This window comes from Aquimarina algicola, assembly GCF_006443095.1.
Classification (GTDB): Bacteria; Bacteroidota; Bacteroidia; order Flavobacteriales; family Flavobacteriaceae; genus Aquimarina; species Aquimarina algicola.
In genome coordinates this window covers 445,188-459,769 of the sequence record NZ_VFWZ01000003.1, presented here as the reverse complement: position 1 = coordinate 459,769, position 14,582 = coordinate 445,188, and the positions used below count along the sequence as shown (strand labels likewise).

The window sequence follows — 14,582 nt, the reverse complement described above, 5'->3', positions numbered from 1 at the left end:
ACACATGATTCGTAAACTATTTGTAATCACTTTATGGGTATTGTAAAAAACAGCTTGTATCAAATTTCGCATAAGAAGTATATTCGTTTCTTTAAGCAAAAAACGATATATCCGTATTATCATATTGTTAGAGATAATAAGGTTGCGCACATAAAAAATCTATATCCATATAAAAACAAAAACCAATTTGAAGCTGATTTGAAGTTTTTGTTACAGCATTACCAGGCTTTAGATCCTAAAAATTTGTTAGAAGGGAGTGTTCCTGAAAATTCTTTTCTACTTACGTTTGATGACGGTCTTGAGGAGATATACTCTGTTATTTATCCTATTCTCAAGAGAAATAAAGTCAATGCCATTTTTTTTATAAATCCTGATTTTGTCGACAATCAAAAGTGTCTCTACAAGCATAGTATTAGTGTGATTATTGATAAAATAGAAAAAGGAAACTTTGATTCTAAAACAATTAAAAAAATAGGAGATCTTATTTCTGTTGATCCTTTTTCTCAAAAAAACCTCATTCAAGGACTGAGAGCCATACGTTTTCATGAAAGAGAAAAAGTGGATGAGATTTTAAAAATTTTGGAGATAGACATTCAGGCCTATTTGGAGATGCAAAAGCCTTATGTGACCAAAGACCAGATTAAAGAAATGATGGATAATGGCTTTTATTTTGGGGGGCATACCATGTCTCACCCTCCTTTACATGAAATTGACCTAAAACATCAAAAAAAAGAGATTCTAGATTCAATAAAATGGTTAAAATCAAACTTTGATATTACCTATTCTCTTTTTGCATTTCCTTTTTCTGATAAAAGTGCCACTAGAGAATTATTAGAAGAATTGTTTTTATATGATGCTGATATGTTTATCTTCGGTAATGCAGGAATTAAAAAGGATATTGATAATAGAATTATCCAACGATTTTCTTTGGAGCATCCAGATAGACCTGCAGAGAAGCAAATTGTTACTGAACATTTGTATTCTTATTTTAATAAGTTGATTGGAAATTATAGGATTAAAAGAAAATGATTGAGATAAAACAAGTGTTAAAAAAAGAAATTCCGGATGTTTTGCAAAACCCTGAATACTGGAATGGCTCTTTTCTTCCTGTTAGCAAGCATCGACTATATGCACATTATAAAAATCCTACTTGCGACGATGATGATGTAGTGTTGTTGTTAGGGTATCTCAATGATGAACTTGTAGGGTATATGGGGGTTTTTATAGACAAAATAAAACTAGATGGTCATGAGCAAAAAATTGGTTGGTTATCTACTTGGTGGGTACATCCAAAAACTAAAGGTACAGGAATAGGTCGAAAGATTTTGAATACTATGTACGGAGTACAAGGCGGAAAAATTGGAATTTCCCAATTTACGCCAAGTGCTAAAAGGGTTTATGATAAATCCGGGTATTTTGTTACATTAAAAGAAAGTAAAGGTATAAAAGGAGTTTTAAGAAGTAATCTTTCTTTTGTGATTCCTATTGTGTTGCCAAAACTATCTAAGTTTCGAGGCTTATTGGTAAAGGCTGATCATTTTTTTGATGTTTTTGTTAATGTTAAAATCAGTTTGCAAAGATTTGGAGTTAGAAAAAGAGTAAATTCTTGTCAATTAGAATACTTGAATATACTTGATCCGGAGGCTATTGATTTAATAGAAAAATATGGTAAAAGTCATATTTCTCCGAAAGGTGCTGCTTTTTTTGAATGGTTAAAGGCATATCATTGGGTTCAAGATGCCCCTTTACTGTCAAATACGCAAAAAGACAAGTATGCTTTTTCGATGGTTGATCGTTCTTTTTCAGTGTATTTGATCAAAGTTATTAAGCAAAATAAACCGATAGGATTTATAGTGTTGCAAAAACGACATCGAACAATGAAAGTTTTATTTGCATACTATGATCAAGGTCAATATTCAAAAGAACTTGCAGATATTGTAAAACTGCATTGTATAGATCAAAATATTAGAGAGGTGATATGCTACGATCCTGGGATTTGCTTTCAGATACAGCGATCGTGGTTGTTTTTATATAAAACAAAAAAGAACAAACAATCGATTATTTCTAAAACCTTCGGAAAAACAAATTTTGATGATGTTTTTATGAATTTTGGAGATGGAGATTGTAGTTTTGCCTAGTACTTAAAGGTTACATTCCTGTTCTTATGGCTTCTACCGGATCTAATTTTGATGCTGATATGGCAGGTAAAATTCCGGCGATCAAACCTATCAGAGTAGAAGAAAACATGCCCCAAAACATATTTTTACTCGAGAGTATAAACTCAAAGTCGCCTGTGAATTGAGATGCAGATATTGATATTAGCCATACTAACAACAGACCGATCAATCCACCAAAGACAGCAAGTATAATCGCTTCAAATAAAAATTGAAAAAGAATGAATTTTTTCTTTGCTCCTAGTGCTTTTTGTATTCCAATTAGATTTGTGCGCTCTTTTACACTCACAAACATAATATTTGCAATGCCAAAACCCCCAACAAGCAAAGAAAACATACCAATAAACCCTCCAATAGTTGACATAGTCCCTGTAATGTTATCTATAAAGTCTGTAAACCCTTGAAGTTGATTCACAAAAAAATTATCAATTTCATCAGGTTTTAAGCCTCGATATGTTCTTACTTTTTGAGTTAATAATGCTACGAATTCTTGTGTGTCAGCATCAGCGTCGGGTTTGATGATGATAGCAGGAAAAGCAGATTTGTTGTTGTCTCCATAGATTCTTCTTACGATATTTACAGGTACTATAATAGCAGTGTCCTTACTGTTTCCGAATAATCCAGTTCCTTCTTTTTGCAATACACCGATTACAGTGAATTTTCTTCCGTACAGGCGCACTTTTTTTCCGATAGGGTCTATTGACCCAAAAAGACTATTTGCAATTTCATCTCCGATAACTATTACAGGGGCACCGGCAACAGATTCTTGCTCGTTATAAAAGCGGCCCTTTACAACTTGTAGTTCTTCAATATCATAATAGTCACTTGTAACCGGTATTACTTCTACATTGTTAATTGAGTTGCTTTCAAACCTAATCGTCTCTGGTGTTACATTTAATATATAACTTGCTGCCTTTAGATTGGGCATAGATTTGTTGATATATTGATATTCTTCAAACGTAACATCAGGAAATTGTTCCCTTTTCCATTGTGGGATATCCGAAGGTCCAAAAGAGAAGCGCATTAAATAGATTGTGCTATTGTCTAGAGAGCTAATGCTGCCTTTGATTTCTTGTTTTAAGGAATCTACAGCCGCAAGAACTCCAATAATAGAAAAAATACCTATAGTTACACCAAGTAGTGATAGAAATGTTCTCAGTTTGTTGTTTACAAGAGCATTTACAGCAAAATTGAAACTTTCTTTAAGGACTCTTAGGTAGATTAACATAGTATAAGTTTTATAAACGGTCTCAAAGATCGACTCTTATATTTTTAAAGAGTGTAATTGCAATCCAAAAAATAAGACGTTTTTTGTGTTTTTTTGTTACAAAAATGTGTAAAACAATTAGTGCTAATGGGTTGTCTAATTCGTTACTAAATTACTACTTTTGCATTTTATAACTAAACTTTCTCATGAGCAACACAAAAACAGCTAAATCTGCACTAATTTCTGTATTTAGTAAAGATGGATTAGCACCTATTGTAAAAAAACTAGACGAACTTAATGTTACCATTTATTCTACCGGAGGAACGGAAGCTTTTATTAAAGAGTTAGGGATCGATGTTATTCCTGTAGAAGATGTTACATCATATCCTTCAATTTTAGGTGGAAGAGTAAAAACTTTGCACCCCAAAGTATTTGGTGGGATTCTTAATCGTCAAAATAACGATAGCGATGTTGCAGAATTAGAAGAGTACAAAATTCCACAAATAGATATCGTAATTGTAGATTTATATCCTTTTGAAAAAACAGTTGCCTCTGGTGCTTCAGAACAGGATATTATAGAAAAAATTGATATCGGGGGAATTTCATTAATCAGAGCAGCAGCAAAAAACTTTGCAGATGTAACCTGTGTTGCTTCAGTTGATGATTACAGTGAGTTTTTGGAAGTGATTTCTAAAGATAACGGAAATATTTCGATCGAAGATCGTAAACGTTTTGCTGCAAAAGCATTTAACGTTTCTTCTCATTACGATACAGCCATATTTAATTATTTCAATGCTAGTGAAGATATTGCTGCACTCAAAGTAAGTGAAACCAAAGCAAATGTATTACGATATGGAGAAAATCCGCACCAGAAAGGTTTTTTCTTTGGAGATTTTGATGCGATGTTTACAAAATTACATGGTAAAGAATTGTCATATAACAACCTTTTGGATGTTGATGCTGCAGTGAATTTGATGAGTGAATTCAAAGGAGAAGCACCTACATTTGCAATTTTAAAGCATAATAATGCTTGTGGATTGGCTCAAAGAGATACTGTGCTACAAGCGTATGTTGATGCTTTGGCAGGAGATCCAATCTCTGCCTTTGGAGGAATTTTGATTAGCAATACCGAAATTGATATTGCAACTGCAGAAGAAATTCATAAATTATTTTGCGAAGTTGTGATCGCTCCTTCGTTTACCGAAGAGGCTATTGAGGTGTTAAAAGGAAAGAAAAACAGAATTCTTTTGATCCAAAAGGATGTTGATTTGCCAAAAACGCAAATCCGAACATGCTTAAATGGGACATTAGTGCAAGATAAAGATCTTAAAACTGACGTGGTAGAAGATCTTAAAACAGTAACTAAAGTTGCTCCTACAGCAGAGCAGATCGATGATTTGCTGTTTGCATCAAAAATTTGCAAGCATACAAAGTCAAATACTATTGTCTTTGCTAAAGGAAAGCAATTATTAGCCAGTGGAACAGGTCAAACTTCTAGAGTTGATGCATTAAAACAATCTGTAGAAAAAGCAAAAACATTTAGCTTTGATCTTAATGGAGCAGTGATGGCAAGTGATGCCTTTTTTCCGTTTCCGGATTGTGTAGAGCTTGCTGATCAAGCCGGTATCAAAGCAGTTGTTCAACCTGGAGGTTCTATAAAAGATGAGCTTAGTATTGAGTATTGTGATCAGAACGGAATTGCAATGGTTATGACCGGAACACGTCATTTTAAACATTAATTTTAGTACATTTACGAAATTTTAACCCCTTTTTTTGACTTTTATGGGATTTTTTGACTTCTTTACCGAAGAGATCGCGATAGATCTAGGCACTGCCAACACATTAGTAATCCATAATGATAAAGTAGTAGTAGACAGTCCTTCTATTGTTGCTAGAGACATTATGTCAGGTAAAATTATTGCCGCCGGAAAAGAGGCTGCAATGATGCAAGGAAAAACTCATGAAAATATAAAAACCATACGTCCTTTGAAAGACGGAGTAATTGCAGACTTTGATGCCAGTGAAAAAATGATAAGTATGTTTATCAAAGATATTCCTGCATTAAAGAAAAAGATATTTGCTCCTGCGTTACGTATGGTAATATGTATTCCTTCGGGAATTACAGAGGTTGAAATGCGAGCGGTAAAAGAAAGTGCCGAACGTGTAAATGGTAAAGAAGTATATCTTATTCACGAACCTATGGCTGCAGCCATAGGTATTGGAGTTGACATTATGCAGCCCAAAGGAAACATGATCGTGGATATAGGAGGTGGTACTACCGAGATTGCTGTAATTGCATTAGGAGGAATCGTTTGCGATAAATCTGTAAAGATTGCAGGAGATGTGTTTACCAATGATATTATTTATTATATGCGTACACAACATAATTTGTATGTTGGAGAACGTACAGCAGAAAAAATAAAAATTCAGATAGGAGCCGCTACAGAAGATTTAGAACTTCCACCAGAAGAGATGAATGTTCAAGGGCGTGATTTACTTACAGGTAAGCCAAAACAAGTTCAAATCTCTTATAGAGAAATGGCAAAAGCATTAGACAAATCAATACTACGCATTGAAGATGCCGTTATGGAAACATTATCGCAAACACCGCCAGAGCTTGCCGCTGACATTTATAATACAGGAATATACTTAGCAGGTGGAGGATCTATGTTAAGAGGTTTGGATAAACGTCTGTCACAAAAAACTGATTTACCTGTGTATATTGCAGAAGACCCGCTTAGAGCAGTAGTAAGAGGTACCGGGATTACTCTTAAAAACCTTAACAGATATAAAAGTGTATTAATAAAGTAGTATTTTTAGATAAATACTCTAATAAATATATACCTAAACTTTAGATTTTACGTTATCCAGCTTTAACTTGTTAAGCATAGCTTAGCAAAAGATATAATTCATAACGTTTAACATAAAAAAAAGTCATTACAGCTTTAGACTATGCAGCAGATTATTAATTTTTTAATCAATAACAAAAACGCTCTGCTATTTCTTCTGCTCTTAATTTTATCACTGTCATTCACTGTACAATCGCACTCCTATCATAAGAGTAAAATAGTAAGTTCTACAAATTTTTTGAGTGGCGGATTATATTCATGGCAACACTCGGTTAGTGATTATTTTGGGTTAAAAATTGAAAATGAAAGGTTATTGGAAGAAAATGAACGATTGCGTAACCAGCTTAGCGCCTTAGGAGTTGATACAGTTTCTACAAAATATGTTGATACAGTTTCATTTGACAGACCTTTTAGTTTTACTAAAGCTAGAGTAATTAAAAATGACTATAGTAAAATCGACAACTATATTTTAATTAATAAAGGAGAAAAAGACAGTGTTTTTCCTGATATGGGTGTGATCACTGATAAAGGAGTTGTTGGAATAGTTGAAAATACTTCAAAAAACTATAGTAGAGTAATATCTATTTTGAATAGTAATTCTCGTATTAACGCAGGATTAAAAAAATCAAATCAATACGGTTCTCTAGTTTGGGATGGGAAAGATCCTAATATTGTTCAATTAGAGACTGTGCCTAGGCAAGCTATTATTAAAGAAGGGGATACAATTATTACACATGGGCGATCAACAATTTTTCCAAAAGGCATAGGTGTTGGTACAATACTTAATTATCAACTCAATGAAACCAAAAGTTATTACTTAATAAACGTAAAACTTTTTAACGATATGACCGATATAGGTTTTGTATACTCCATACAAAATAGAGATTCAAAAGAAATAAAAAGTCTAGAAAAGATTGATTAATACATGAATAAAGATCTTCTGTTACATATAGTCAGATTTATTCTGTTGGTATTAATTCAGGTACTCATTCTCAATCATATCAATTTTTTAGGGTTTTTAAATCCTTATATTTATATTATCTTTATTCTATTGGTTCCAATTAATGTAAACAAGAGTCTTTTTTTGGTAATAAGCTTTTTGTTAGGGCTATTTATAGATATTTTTAGTGACTCTGGAGGTGTACATGCAGCAGCATGTACAGTCATTGCATTTATAAGACCAGTAGTATTGAGGTCAGTTTTTGGGTTGAGTTATGAATTTCAAACAGTAAAACTTGGTAATTTAGGTTTTGGAGAACGTTTTTTGTATGTCACTTTGATGGTTCTTATACACCACATTGTTCTTTTTTCGTTAGAAATTTTTAACTTCTCTCACATACTTTTAATCTTAAAGAAAACGTTATTCACTAGTTTATTTACTATAGTAGTTACCTTATTAATTTTGGTATTGTTAAGAAGAGATGATTCATGAGAAAGTTATTACTTTACCTAATAATTGTTACAACAGGTGTTGTTTTTATAGCAAGACTTTTTTATTTACAAATTTATAATACTTCTTTTATCGCATTGTCAGAAGATAATGCCATAAAAGTGATCTATGATTATCCCCAAAGAGGAGCTATTTATGACAGAAATGGTAAGCTTTTGGTAACAAATCAACCTTCTTATGATGTAATGGTTATTCCAAGAGAGTTAAAGCCATTTGATACTTTAGAATTTTGCTCGATTTTAAATATTACAAAAGAAAAACTAAAGAAAAGTCTTAAGAAAGCTAGAGTGTATTCACCAAGAGTACCTTCAATTGTGATTCCTCAACTTACAAAAGATGAATATGCTTACCTACAAGAAAAAATGCGTAAGTTCGAAGGTTTTTATATCCAAAAACGTTCGCTAAGAGATTATCAAACGACTTATGGTGCAAATGTTTTAGGATATATAGGAGAAGTTAATGAATCTCAAATAGGAAAAGACCCTTACTATCTTTCGGGTGACCTCATTGGTATCGATGGTGTTGAAAAGAAATATGAAAAAACACTTAGAGGTATTAAAGGAGTAAAACGAATTCAAAAAGATCGTTTTAATAGAGATATAGGCGCATATAAAAATGGAAGATTTGATACGCTACCTGTAAATGGAAAAGATATCACGATCACTTTAGATACAAAACTACAAGAGTATGGACAAAAGTTGATGGAAAATAAGCGAGGAGGAATCGTTGCTTTAGAACCGTCTACAGGCGAAATTTTGGCTCTTGTTACAGCACCTAGTTATAAACCTGAATTATTAGTAGGGAGAAAAAGATCTGCAAATTTCACCAAGCTTGTTTATGATACAATAGCAATTCCTTTGTTTGATAGAGGATTAAAAGCAGAATATCCTCCCGGCTCTCCTTTTAAAACTATAAATGCATTAATAGGATTGCAAGAAGGAGTTATAGACACAGAAGAAAGTGTTTCTTGTAGAATGGGGTATTATTATGGTAGAAGAGGACAGAAATTAGGCTGTCACTCTCATAGAAGTCCTCTAAGCATGATTCCGGGAATAGCAAACTCTTGCAATGCATATTTTGCCACTGTCTACAGAAGAATTATTGAGAAATATGATACTCCCCAAGAAGGTATTGAGGCTTGGAGAAAACATGTAGAGAGTTTTGGTTTAGGGCATTATCTCGGGAATGATCTTTCTGCTGGTAGACCTGGTAAAGTGCCTACAGCGAAGTATTATGACAAAATTTATCAATATCCAAAGTATAAATGGTATGCTACGGCTACATTATCAAATGCGATTGGTCAGGGAGAAGTGTTGTCTACACCAATTCAATTAGCCAATATGACTGCGGCAATTGCAAATAGAGGTCATTATTATACGCCTCATATTATAAAAGCAATTGATGGAAAACCTGTAGAATTCGAAAATTATACAAAACCAAAATCTACTACAATTAATAAAGAGCATTTTGAACCTGTAATAGAAGGAATGCATGAGGTTTATACAAAAGGTACTGCTAGTTTTCTTCAGGTAGAAGGAATAGATATTTGTGGGAAAACAGGAACAGCAGAAAATTTTACAAAAATTGATGGTGTCAAAACACAATTGACAGATCATTCTGTTTTTATAGCTTTTGCTCCAAAAGAAAATCCTAAAATAGCATTGGCGGTATTTATAGAGCATGGATATTGGGGGGCAAGATATGCTGGTAGAATAGCTTCTTTAATGATAGAAAAACATCTTAGAGATAGTATTTCCAGAACTGATATAGAAGACTGGATACTTACGCATAGCCTAGAAGAAGAGTATGCAAAACCTTATAGTGGAGAACCTTTTAAAATTAACCAATAATGGCAAAGTCCAGTGTAGCCGCAATTGACTGGATAACGGTCTTATTATTTTTATTACTTGTTGGTTTCGGATGGGGAAATATATATTCTGCATCTTATGAAAATGAAGCCTTTTCGCTTACAGATTTTTCTCAAGTATACGTAAAACAGGCCTATTGGATTCTCTTAAGTATTGTTTTGATTGTAATTATTCAGGCAATAGAAGCAAAGTTTTATGAACGGTTTGCTGGCTTAATTTATGTTATTTCCATAGTATCTTTATTAGGTCTTTTTGTTTTTGGTAAAACGATTTCAGGAGCTACATCCTGGTATGCGTTCGGACCCGTTAGAATACAACCATCAGAATTTGCAAAAATATGTACAGCTTTGGCCTTGGCTAAATTCTTAAGTGACATGCAAACCAATATCAAGTTGGTTAATCATCAGTTGAGAGCTTTTTTAATTATTGCATTACCGGCTATCGTCATTGTTCCTCAGCCGGATCCTGGTAGTGCTTTGGTGTATGCAGCTTTCTTTTTTCCATTATATAGAGAAGGGTTGGCAGCTATTTACCTTATTATAGGAGTTTCTGCCGCTGTTTTATTTGTCTATACTTTGCTTTTAGGACCATTTATCATCATAATTGGTTCGTTATTATTTATAATCGGATTACTAATACCTAAAGTAAGCTCTCTTCATAAAGAAAGAAAAACAAAAATATATTTAAGTATCAGCTTATTAATAAGCTTACTGGTTATCTGTTATTTTGTAATTCAGATATCATCTATCAAAATAGCATTAGATGGCCTTCATTACTATATAGAACTTATAATTTTTGGATTTTTAGTCACTGCTTTCGGAATTATTACAGGATTATTAGTAGAAAAGAAGTCGTTCGAAAGGCAAAAATTAAAATATTCTGGATATATCATTACGCTGCTCGTCATTATTGGATTTTGTTTTTCGGTAAATTATATTTTTAATAATGTTTTTGAACAACGACACCGAGATCGATTTAATATCGTACTGGGTAAAGAAGTTGATGCAAAAGGGATAGGATATAATACCAATCAAAGCCAGATTGCAATTGGTAGTGGTGGTTGGATAGGCAAAGGTTGGAAAGAAGGAACACAAACCAAAGGAGGGTTCGTTCCTGAGCAACATACGGATTATATATTTAGTACAGTAGGAGAAGAGTGGGGCTTTTTAGGTGGTGGAATGGTAATTGTTCTTTTTGTATTATTACTCATTAGATTAATTCATCTGGCAGAACGGCAGAAAAATCAATTTAGTAGGGTCTATGGATATAGTGTAATAGGAATCCTTTTTATACACTTTGCCATTAATATAGGAATGGTTACAGGATTGATGCCAACTATCGGAATCCCTTTACCTTTTTTTAGTTATGGAGGATCAGGACTTTGGGGATTTACAATATTGTTATTCATTTTTGTAAAACTTGATGCTAACAGAGTCAATGAGTGGTGATCAATATGGTCAAAAGCTCCATCCTTTTGTAGATGCAGTAGCTTCAAGATTTTTTTCAAGACTGTCCTCTAGCTTCGAGAAAAAATCAATTTGGGTTAATTTTTCTATATGATCCACAGAGACAACAAAACTACTTAGTTTTTGATCTACATCTTCATGAGGAATTAAAAATGCAATCATTTTAGGTTGTTTTGGGCTATTATCAAAAACAATTTTATAAAAATACTGAGGAACAGAAACATGTTCATAACCTATAGTAGAAAGGTCATCAGTTAATATCCCTCCTGTTACGACATAAATTTTATTGTAGGTTTTTGCCCATGTCCTAACTTTTTGCTCTAAAGAATTCCATATACCACTGTTAAAATTATATTCTTGTGGAGATATGTTAGAGGTTAAAAATGTCTCTTCAAAAGCTTTTTTACTAAATGTTCTGTCTGCTGCAGGACATAAATGCCCTTTATTGTATCCTGATTTTTTATAATTACGCCAATCAGCAGAAGAAGACTTTACTTTATGGTCTTCCTCAAAATAAGGTCTCTTAAAGTTATTTTTAGCAATATGTTCTTTTTTTAATTCATAAGCAACCCATTCTGCTTGTTCATGTTTTTCTGAATATGATAAAGAATAATATTGATGTATAATTATAGAACCGGTAGTTGAGGTTGGCAAATAATAGAAGTTTGATTCTTCAGGAGTTACATTGTCATTATCAGAAGTGTTATCGTGTTGATCAATTTTCTTTTCAAAATAATAAAAACCAATGGATATCAGTATGATAAGTATTGGATATATGTACTTTCTTGTATTCATTTTCTACTATTATGGGTACAAAAGAATGAAAAATAAAATTTTTTGCATATAAAATTTAGTTTTTTAGTTATTGAACTACGTGTTAACCCTAGTAAAAATGCTGTTTTTCAGATGTTTACGGTAAAACCTTAAAAAATACGATGTAAACTCTCATACGAGATATGAATATAAAAAGTATCTTTAGAATAAATTAATACATAATTATGTATTGATTAACACCTCACACACACATTCTTATAACATCTAAAATTAATCCCGTTTAAGTCGTCAATTTGTAACGAAGATTTTAATTGAATAATAAATGGCTTTATTTATTCTTTGATCTTCAATAGTGTAGTTTTTTATGATGTAAAGTGATATGCTTTATTTTATCAAAATACATTTCTTGCAAGAATTGATCAGACATATACCCTGTGTGTCTCTAAAGAAAACCAGGGGGGATAATTATAATTAATTTTAAAACTTAAAACGATGTTAAAGAACATTTTAAATCAAAACGGAGTAAAGTCATTAAACAATAACGAAAAAAAGTCGATCAATGGAGGCTTTGGCTTTGGCGATGGTCCTATTGGGGCTTGCAGATTAGATAATGGATTTATAGATTTTATTCCTTGTGACCAGTTATGTCCAGACGGATCTTCTCCAGAATTCTGTTAATATATTATTATATTCATTGTGATAAAGAAAGGAGTATTAGACATACTCCTTTTTTTATTTTAAGACGATGTACTCCAAACTTTTCTACACAAGTAAATGAGCAATAGTTTAAAAGTGGAAAAAACCTTTGGGCCCCCTATAAATAATAGCTCTTTGAAAATTTACTGGTCTACTTTGATATACTTCTCTTATTAAAGGTTTAGTAAAAGATTAACATCATATTTGAATAGTCATTTAGTAAAAAGTATTTTTAGTGTAAAACATTGTTTTTCAAGGTGTTAAAATAAGTTTTTTCTATAAAAGATGGTTGAAATATGGTGTTTGTATATCTTTTTTGAGGTAAACCCCTCTATTCTTATGGTATAAAATCTTTATTTTAGAATAGATTATTTTACCGTATTCTAAATTTAAACAAGAATATTCACTCATTAATTTTGTGATTGAGCATATGTAGTATTGCTTCAGCTCTTATCATGAAATGAATTATTATTAATATTAAACCTTTTACCAAAAATGAAGAATACTATCGAAAAAATTGTTGAAAGTGTATTGATTCAAAATAGAATTCGGAATTATGATAAGAAAGATTTAGAATTACAATTACAAATACATCCTAACTATCCAAGTTTTCAATCGGTTACAGATACTTTAGACTATTTTAATATAGATAACATTGCTGTAGAGGTTCCCAAAGAAGCATTAGATCAACTTCCCAAGAGTTTTATTTCTTTAGTTAAAACTGATAATTCAGAAGAAATTGTTTCTGTAATTAAAAGTAACAATACTATAGAGCTTAAACACTCATCTTTAAAGAAAAAAAAGTTTAGTTTCGAAGAGTTTAATGATATTTGGATTCCAAAAGTTATTGCAGTAGAGTATAATGCTAAACAAAAAATTATAACAAACAACTCTCTTTTGTATAATGGTTTGTTAGGGATACTTTTAATTAGTTTAACCTTCTTACTTCTAGCAAGAGATTGGGATTTGAACCACATATTGTTTTTGACTTTATCTATTGCCGGTGTAGTATTTAGTTTTTTTGCTGTACGAGAAAGTTTAGGGATACAATCACAGGCTATACATCAATTTTGTACCTCTGTCGGGAATACAAATTGTGGCGAAGTTATCAATAATAACAGCGGTAAAATTTTTCAAAACTTTTCACTTGCAGATGCAGGAATGGTCTTTTTTGGATCTTTGTCGATGTATCAATTATTATATGGTTTTGCGAATATTCTTTTTATACTCCCATTGCTAGGAATACCCTTTGTATTGTATTCTATATATTCGCAGGCATTTATTATAAAAAAATGGTGTGCGATTTGTATGGCAATTGGATCATTGTCAATTGGTCTTGCAATACTATCTTTTTTATATTTCTCTTTTAGCTTTAATCTTGGAGAAGCTGTAACTTTTCTTATGTTGTCTTCGGTATTTACTTTAGGATATCTTTATATAAAAGAAAGAATCAAGGAGAACAAAACTTTTAAGTCTGAAAATATAAAACTAAGTCATTTTAAGAGAGATGGCGAAATTTTTAACCATTTATTGAGTCTTTCTGAAAAAGTAGGGGATACGGCAACAATTACAAACGAGATTGTTTTAGGTAATCCCAATTCAGAATTTAAGATTATTTCACTCACTAATCCTATGTGTGGGTATTGTAAAGGTGCTTTTGAAGCCTATACAAGAATTTTAAAATCTATGCATGATCAAGTTCAAATTGTGATCAGGCTCAAAGTGGATCTTAATAATCTAGAAAACCAGGCTACCCAAATTGGCCTAAGATTATTAGAAGTATATTATACCAAAGGAGAGGAGAGTTTTATATCTGCTTATTCTGAATGGTTTGCTGATAGAACGTATAGTAATTGGTCAAAAAAATATCCTGGTTTTACTAATCATGCTAAACATTTAGCAGTTTTAGAAAAGCAGTCTAAATGGGCAGAAGATAACAGCTTGTATTATACACCGGCTTCTCTTATTAATGGAACGATCTATCCCAAAAAGTATAGTTATGATGAGTTCTTTCATTTTGTAAGCATGATGATAGAAAGCTATCATGATTCTTCATTAGACCCTAAAGGAGTTGAAGAGCCTGCAGAAGTGTAATCAA

At 32.1% G+C, this 14,582-nt stretch carries 12 protein-coding genes; 10 read left to right on the top strand and 2 right to left on the bottom strand.

Annotation, left to right across the window (positions count from 1 at the left end):
* Positions 1-33 precede the first annotated feature (33 nt).
* Positions 34-1,029: a polysaccharide deacetylase family protein gene (locus tag FHK87_RS12840; protein WP_140593521.1), complete on the top strand. Its 996-nt coding sequence runs from the start codon at positions 34-36 to the stop codon at positions 1,027-1,029.
* Entirely contained in the window at positions 1,026-2,138 is a 1,113-nt protein-coding gene (locus FHK87_RS12835) for a GNAT family N-acetyltransferase (protein WP_140593519.1), read from the top strand. The genes FHK87_RS12840 and FHK87_RS12835 overlap by 4 nt, the downstream gene beginning before the upstream one ends.
* Positions 2,139-2,148: 10 nt before the next feature.
* Here the strand turns inward: FHK87_RS12835 and FHK87_RS12830 are convergent, their stop codons facing one another.
* On the bottom strand, positions 2,149-3,402 hold the full coding sequence (locus tag FHK87_RS12830; RefSeq protein ID WP_140593517.1) for an ABC transporter permease: 1,254 nt from the start codon (positions 3,400-3,402) through the stop codon (positions 2,149-2,151).
* A 185-nt stretch (positions 3,403-3,587) separates the two neighbouring features.
* Here FHK87_RS12830 and purH point away from each other — a divergent pair, with 185 nt between their 5' ends.
* The 6 genes from purH to rodA all read left to right on the top strand — a co-directional run bounded on the left by purH (position 3,588) and on the right by rodA (position 10,996).
* Entirely contained in the window at positions 3,588-5,120 is a 1,533-nt protein-coding gene (gene purH, locus FHK87_RS12825; RefSeq protein ID WP_140593515.1) for a bifunctional phosphoribosylaminoimidazolecarboxamide formyltransferase/IMP cyclohydrolase, read from the top strand.
* 43 nt (positions 5,121-5,163) lie between these two features.
* Positions 5,164-6,192: a rod shape-determining protein gene (locus FHK87_RS12820; RefSeq protein ID WP_140593513.1), complete on the top strand. Its 1,029-nt coding sequence runs from the start codon at positions 5,164-5,166 to the stop codon at positions 6,190-6,192.
* A gap of 141 nt (positions 6,193-6,333) precedes the next feature.
* Positions 6,334-7,152, top strand: a complete 819-nt coding sequence (gene mreC, locus FHK87_RS12815) for a rod shape-determining protein MreC (protein WP_140593511.1) — start codon at positions 6,334-6,336, stop codon at positions 7,150-7,152.
* Positions 7,153-7,155: 3 nt separating this feature from the next.
* Positions 7,156-7,662, top strand: coding sequence for a rod shape-determining protein MreD (mreD, locus tag FHK87_RS12810; protein ID WP_140593509.1), 507 nt, complete (start codon positions 7,156-7,158; stop codon positions 7,660-7,662).
* Positions 7,659-9,530, top strand: a complete 1,872-nt coding sequence (gene mrdA / locus FHK87_RS12805; RefSeq protein WP_140593506.1) for a penicillin-binding protein 2 — start codon at positions 7,659-7,661, stop codon at positions 9,528-9,530. The genes mreD and mrdA overlap by 4 nt, the downstream gene beginning before the upstream one ends.
* Positions 9,530-10,996 (top strand): rod shape-determining protein RodA, encoded by a 1,467-nt coding sequence (rodA, locus tag FHK87_RS26235; protein ID WP_226294225.1) that lies wholly within the window; start codon positions 9,530-9,532, stop codon positions 10,994-10,996. Before mrdA ends, rodA begins: the two co-directional genes overlap by 1 nt.
* 9 nt (positions 10,997-11,005) lie before the next feature.
* On the opposite strand, the gene FHK87_RS12790 is transcribed toward rodA, so the two are convergent.
* Entirely contained in the window at positions 11,006-11,809 is an 804-nt protein-coding gene (locus FHK87_RS12790; RefSeq protein WP_140593503.1) for a DNA/RNA non-specific endonuclease, read from the bottom strand.
* Between the two features lie 471 nt (positions 11,810-12,280).
* On the opposite strand from FHK87_RS12790, the gene FHK87_RS12785 reads away from it, so the two are divergent.
* The gene (locus FHK87_RS12785; RefSeq protein WP_140593500.1) at positions 12,281-12,466 is read left to right on the top strand and encodes a hypothetical protein; all 186 of its coding nucleotides are present in this window, start codon (positions 12,281-12,283) and stop codon (positions 12,464-12,466) included.
* 513 nt (positions 12,467-12,979) lie between these two features.
* Entirely contained in the window at positions 12,980-14,578 is a 1,599-nt protein-coding gene (locus FHK87_RS12780) for a vitamin K epoxide reductase family protein (protein WP_140593498.1), read from the top strand.
* Positions 14,579-14,582: the final 4 nt, after the last annotated feature.

Excerpts from the sequence above, each read along its gene's own strand:
- FHK87_RS12840 (WP_140593521.1), top strand. The coding sequence starts at position 34 with ATGGGTATTGTAAAAAACAGCTTGTATCAAATTTCGCATAAGAAGTAT.
- FHK87_RS12835 (WP_140593519.1), top strand. The coding sequence starts at position 1,026 with ATGATTGAGATAAAACAAGTGTTAAAAAAAGAAATTCCGGATGTTTTG.
- FHK87_RS12830 (WP_140593517.1), bottom strand. The coding sequence starts at position 3,402 with ATGTTAATCTACCTAAGAGTCCTTAAAGAAAGTTTCAATTTTGCTGTA.
- purH (WP_140593515.1), top strand. The coding sequence starts at position 3,588 with ATGAGCAACACAAAAACAGCTAAATCTGCACTAATTTCTGTATTTAGT.
- FHK87_RS12820 (WP_140593513.1), top strand. The coding sequence starts at position 5,164 with ATGGGATTTTTTGACTTCTTTACCGAAGAGATCGCGATAGATCTAGGC.
- mreC (WP_140593511.1), top strand. The coding sequence starts at position 6,334 with ATGCAGCAGATTATTAATTTTTTAATCAATAACAAAAACGCTCTGCTA.
- mreD (WP_140593509.1), top strand. The coding sequence starts at position 7,156 with ATGAATAAAGATCTTCTGTTACATATAGTCAGATTTATTCTGTTGGTA.
- mrdA (WP_140593506.1), top strand. The coding sequence starts at position 7,659 with ATGAGAAAGTTATTACTTTACCTAATAATTGTTACAACAGGTGTTGTT.
- rodA (WP_226294225.1), top strand. The coding sequence starts at position 9,530 with ATGGCAAAGTCCAGTGTAGCCGCAATTGACTGGATAACGGTCTTATTA.
- FHK87_RS12790 (WP_140593503.1), bottom strand. The coding sequence starts at position 11,809 with ATGAATACAAGAAAGTACATATATCCAATACTTATCATACTGATATCC.
- FHK87_RS12785 (WP_140593500.1), top strand. The coding sequence starts at position 12,281 with ATGTTAAAGAACATTTTAAATCAAAACGGAGTAAAGTCATTAAACAAT.
- FHK87_RS12780 (WP_140593498.1), top strand. The coding sequence starts at position 12,980 with ATGAAGAATACTATCGAAAAAATTGTTGAAAGTGTATTGATTCAAAAT.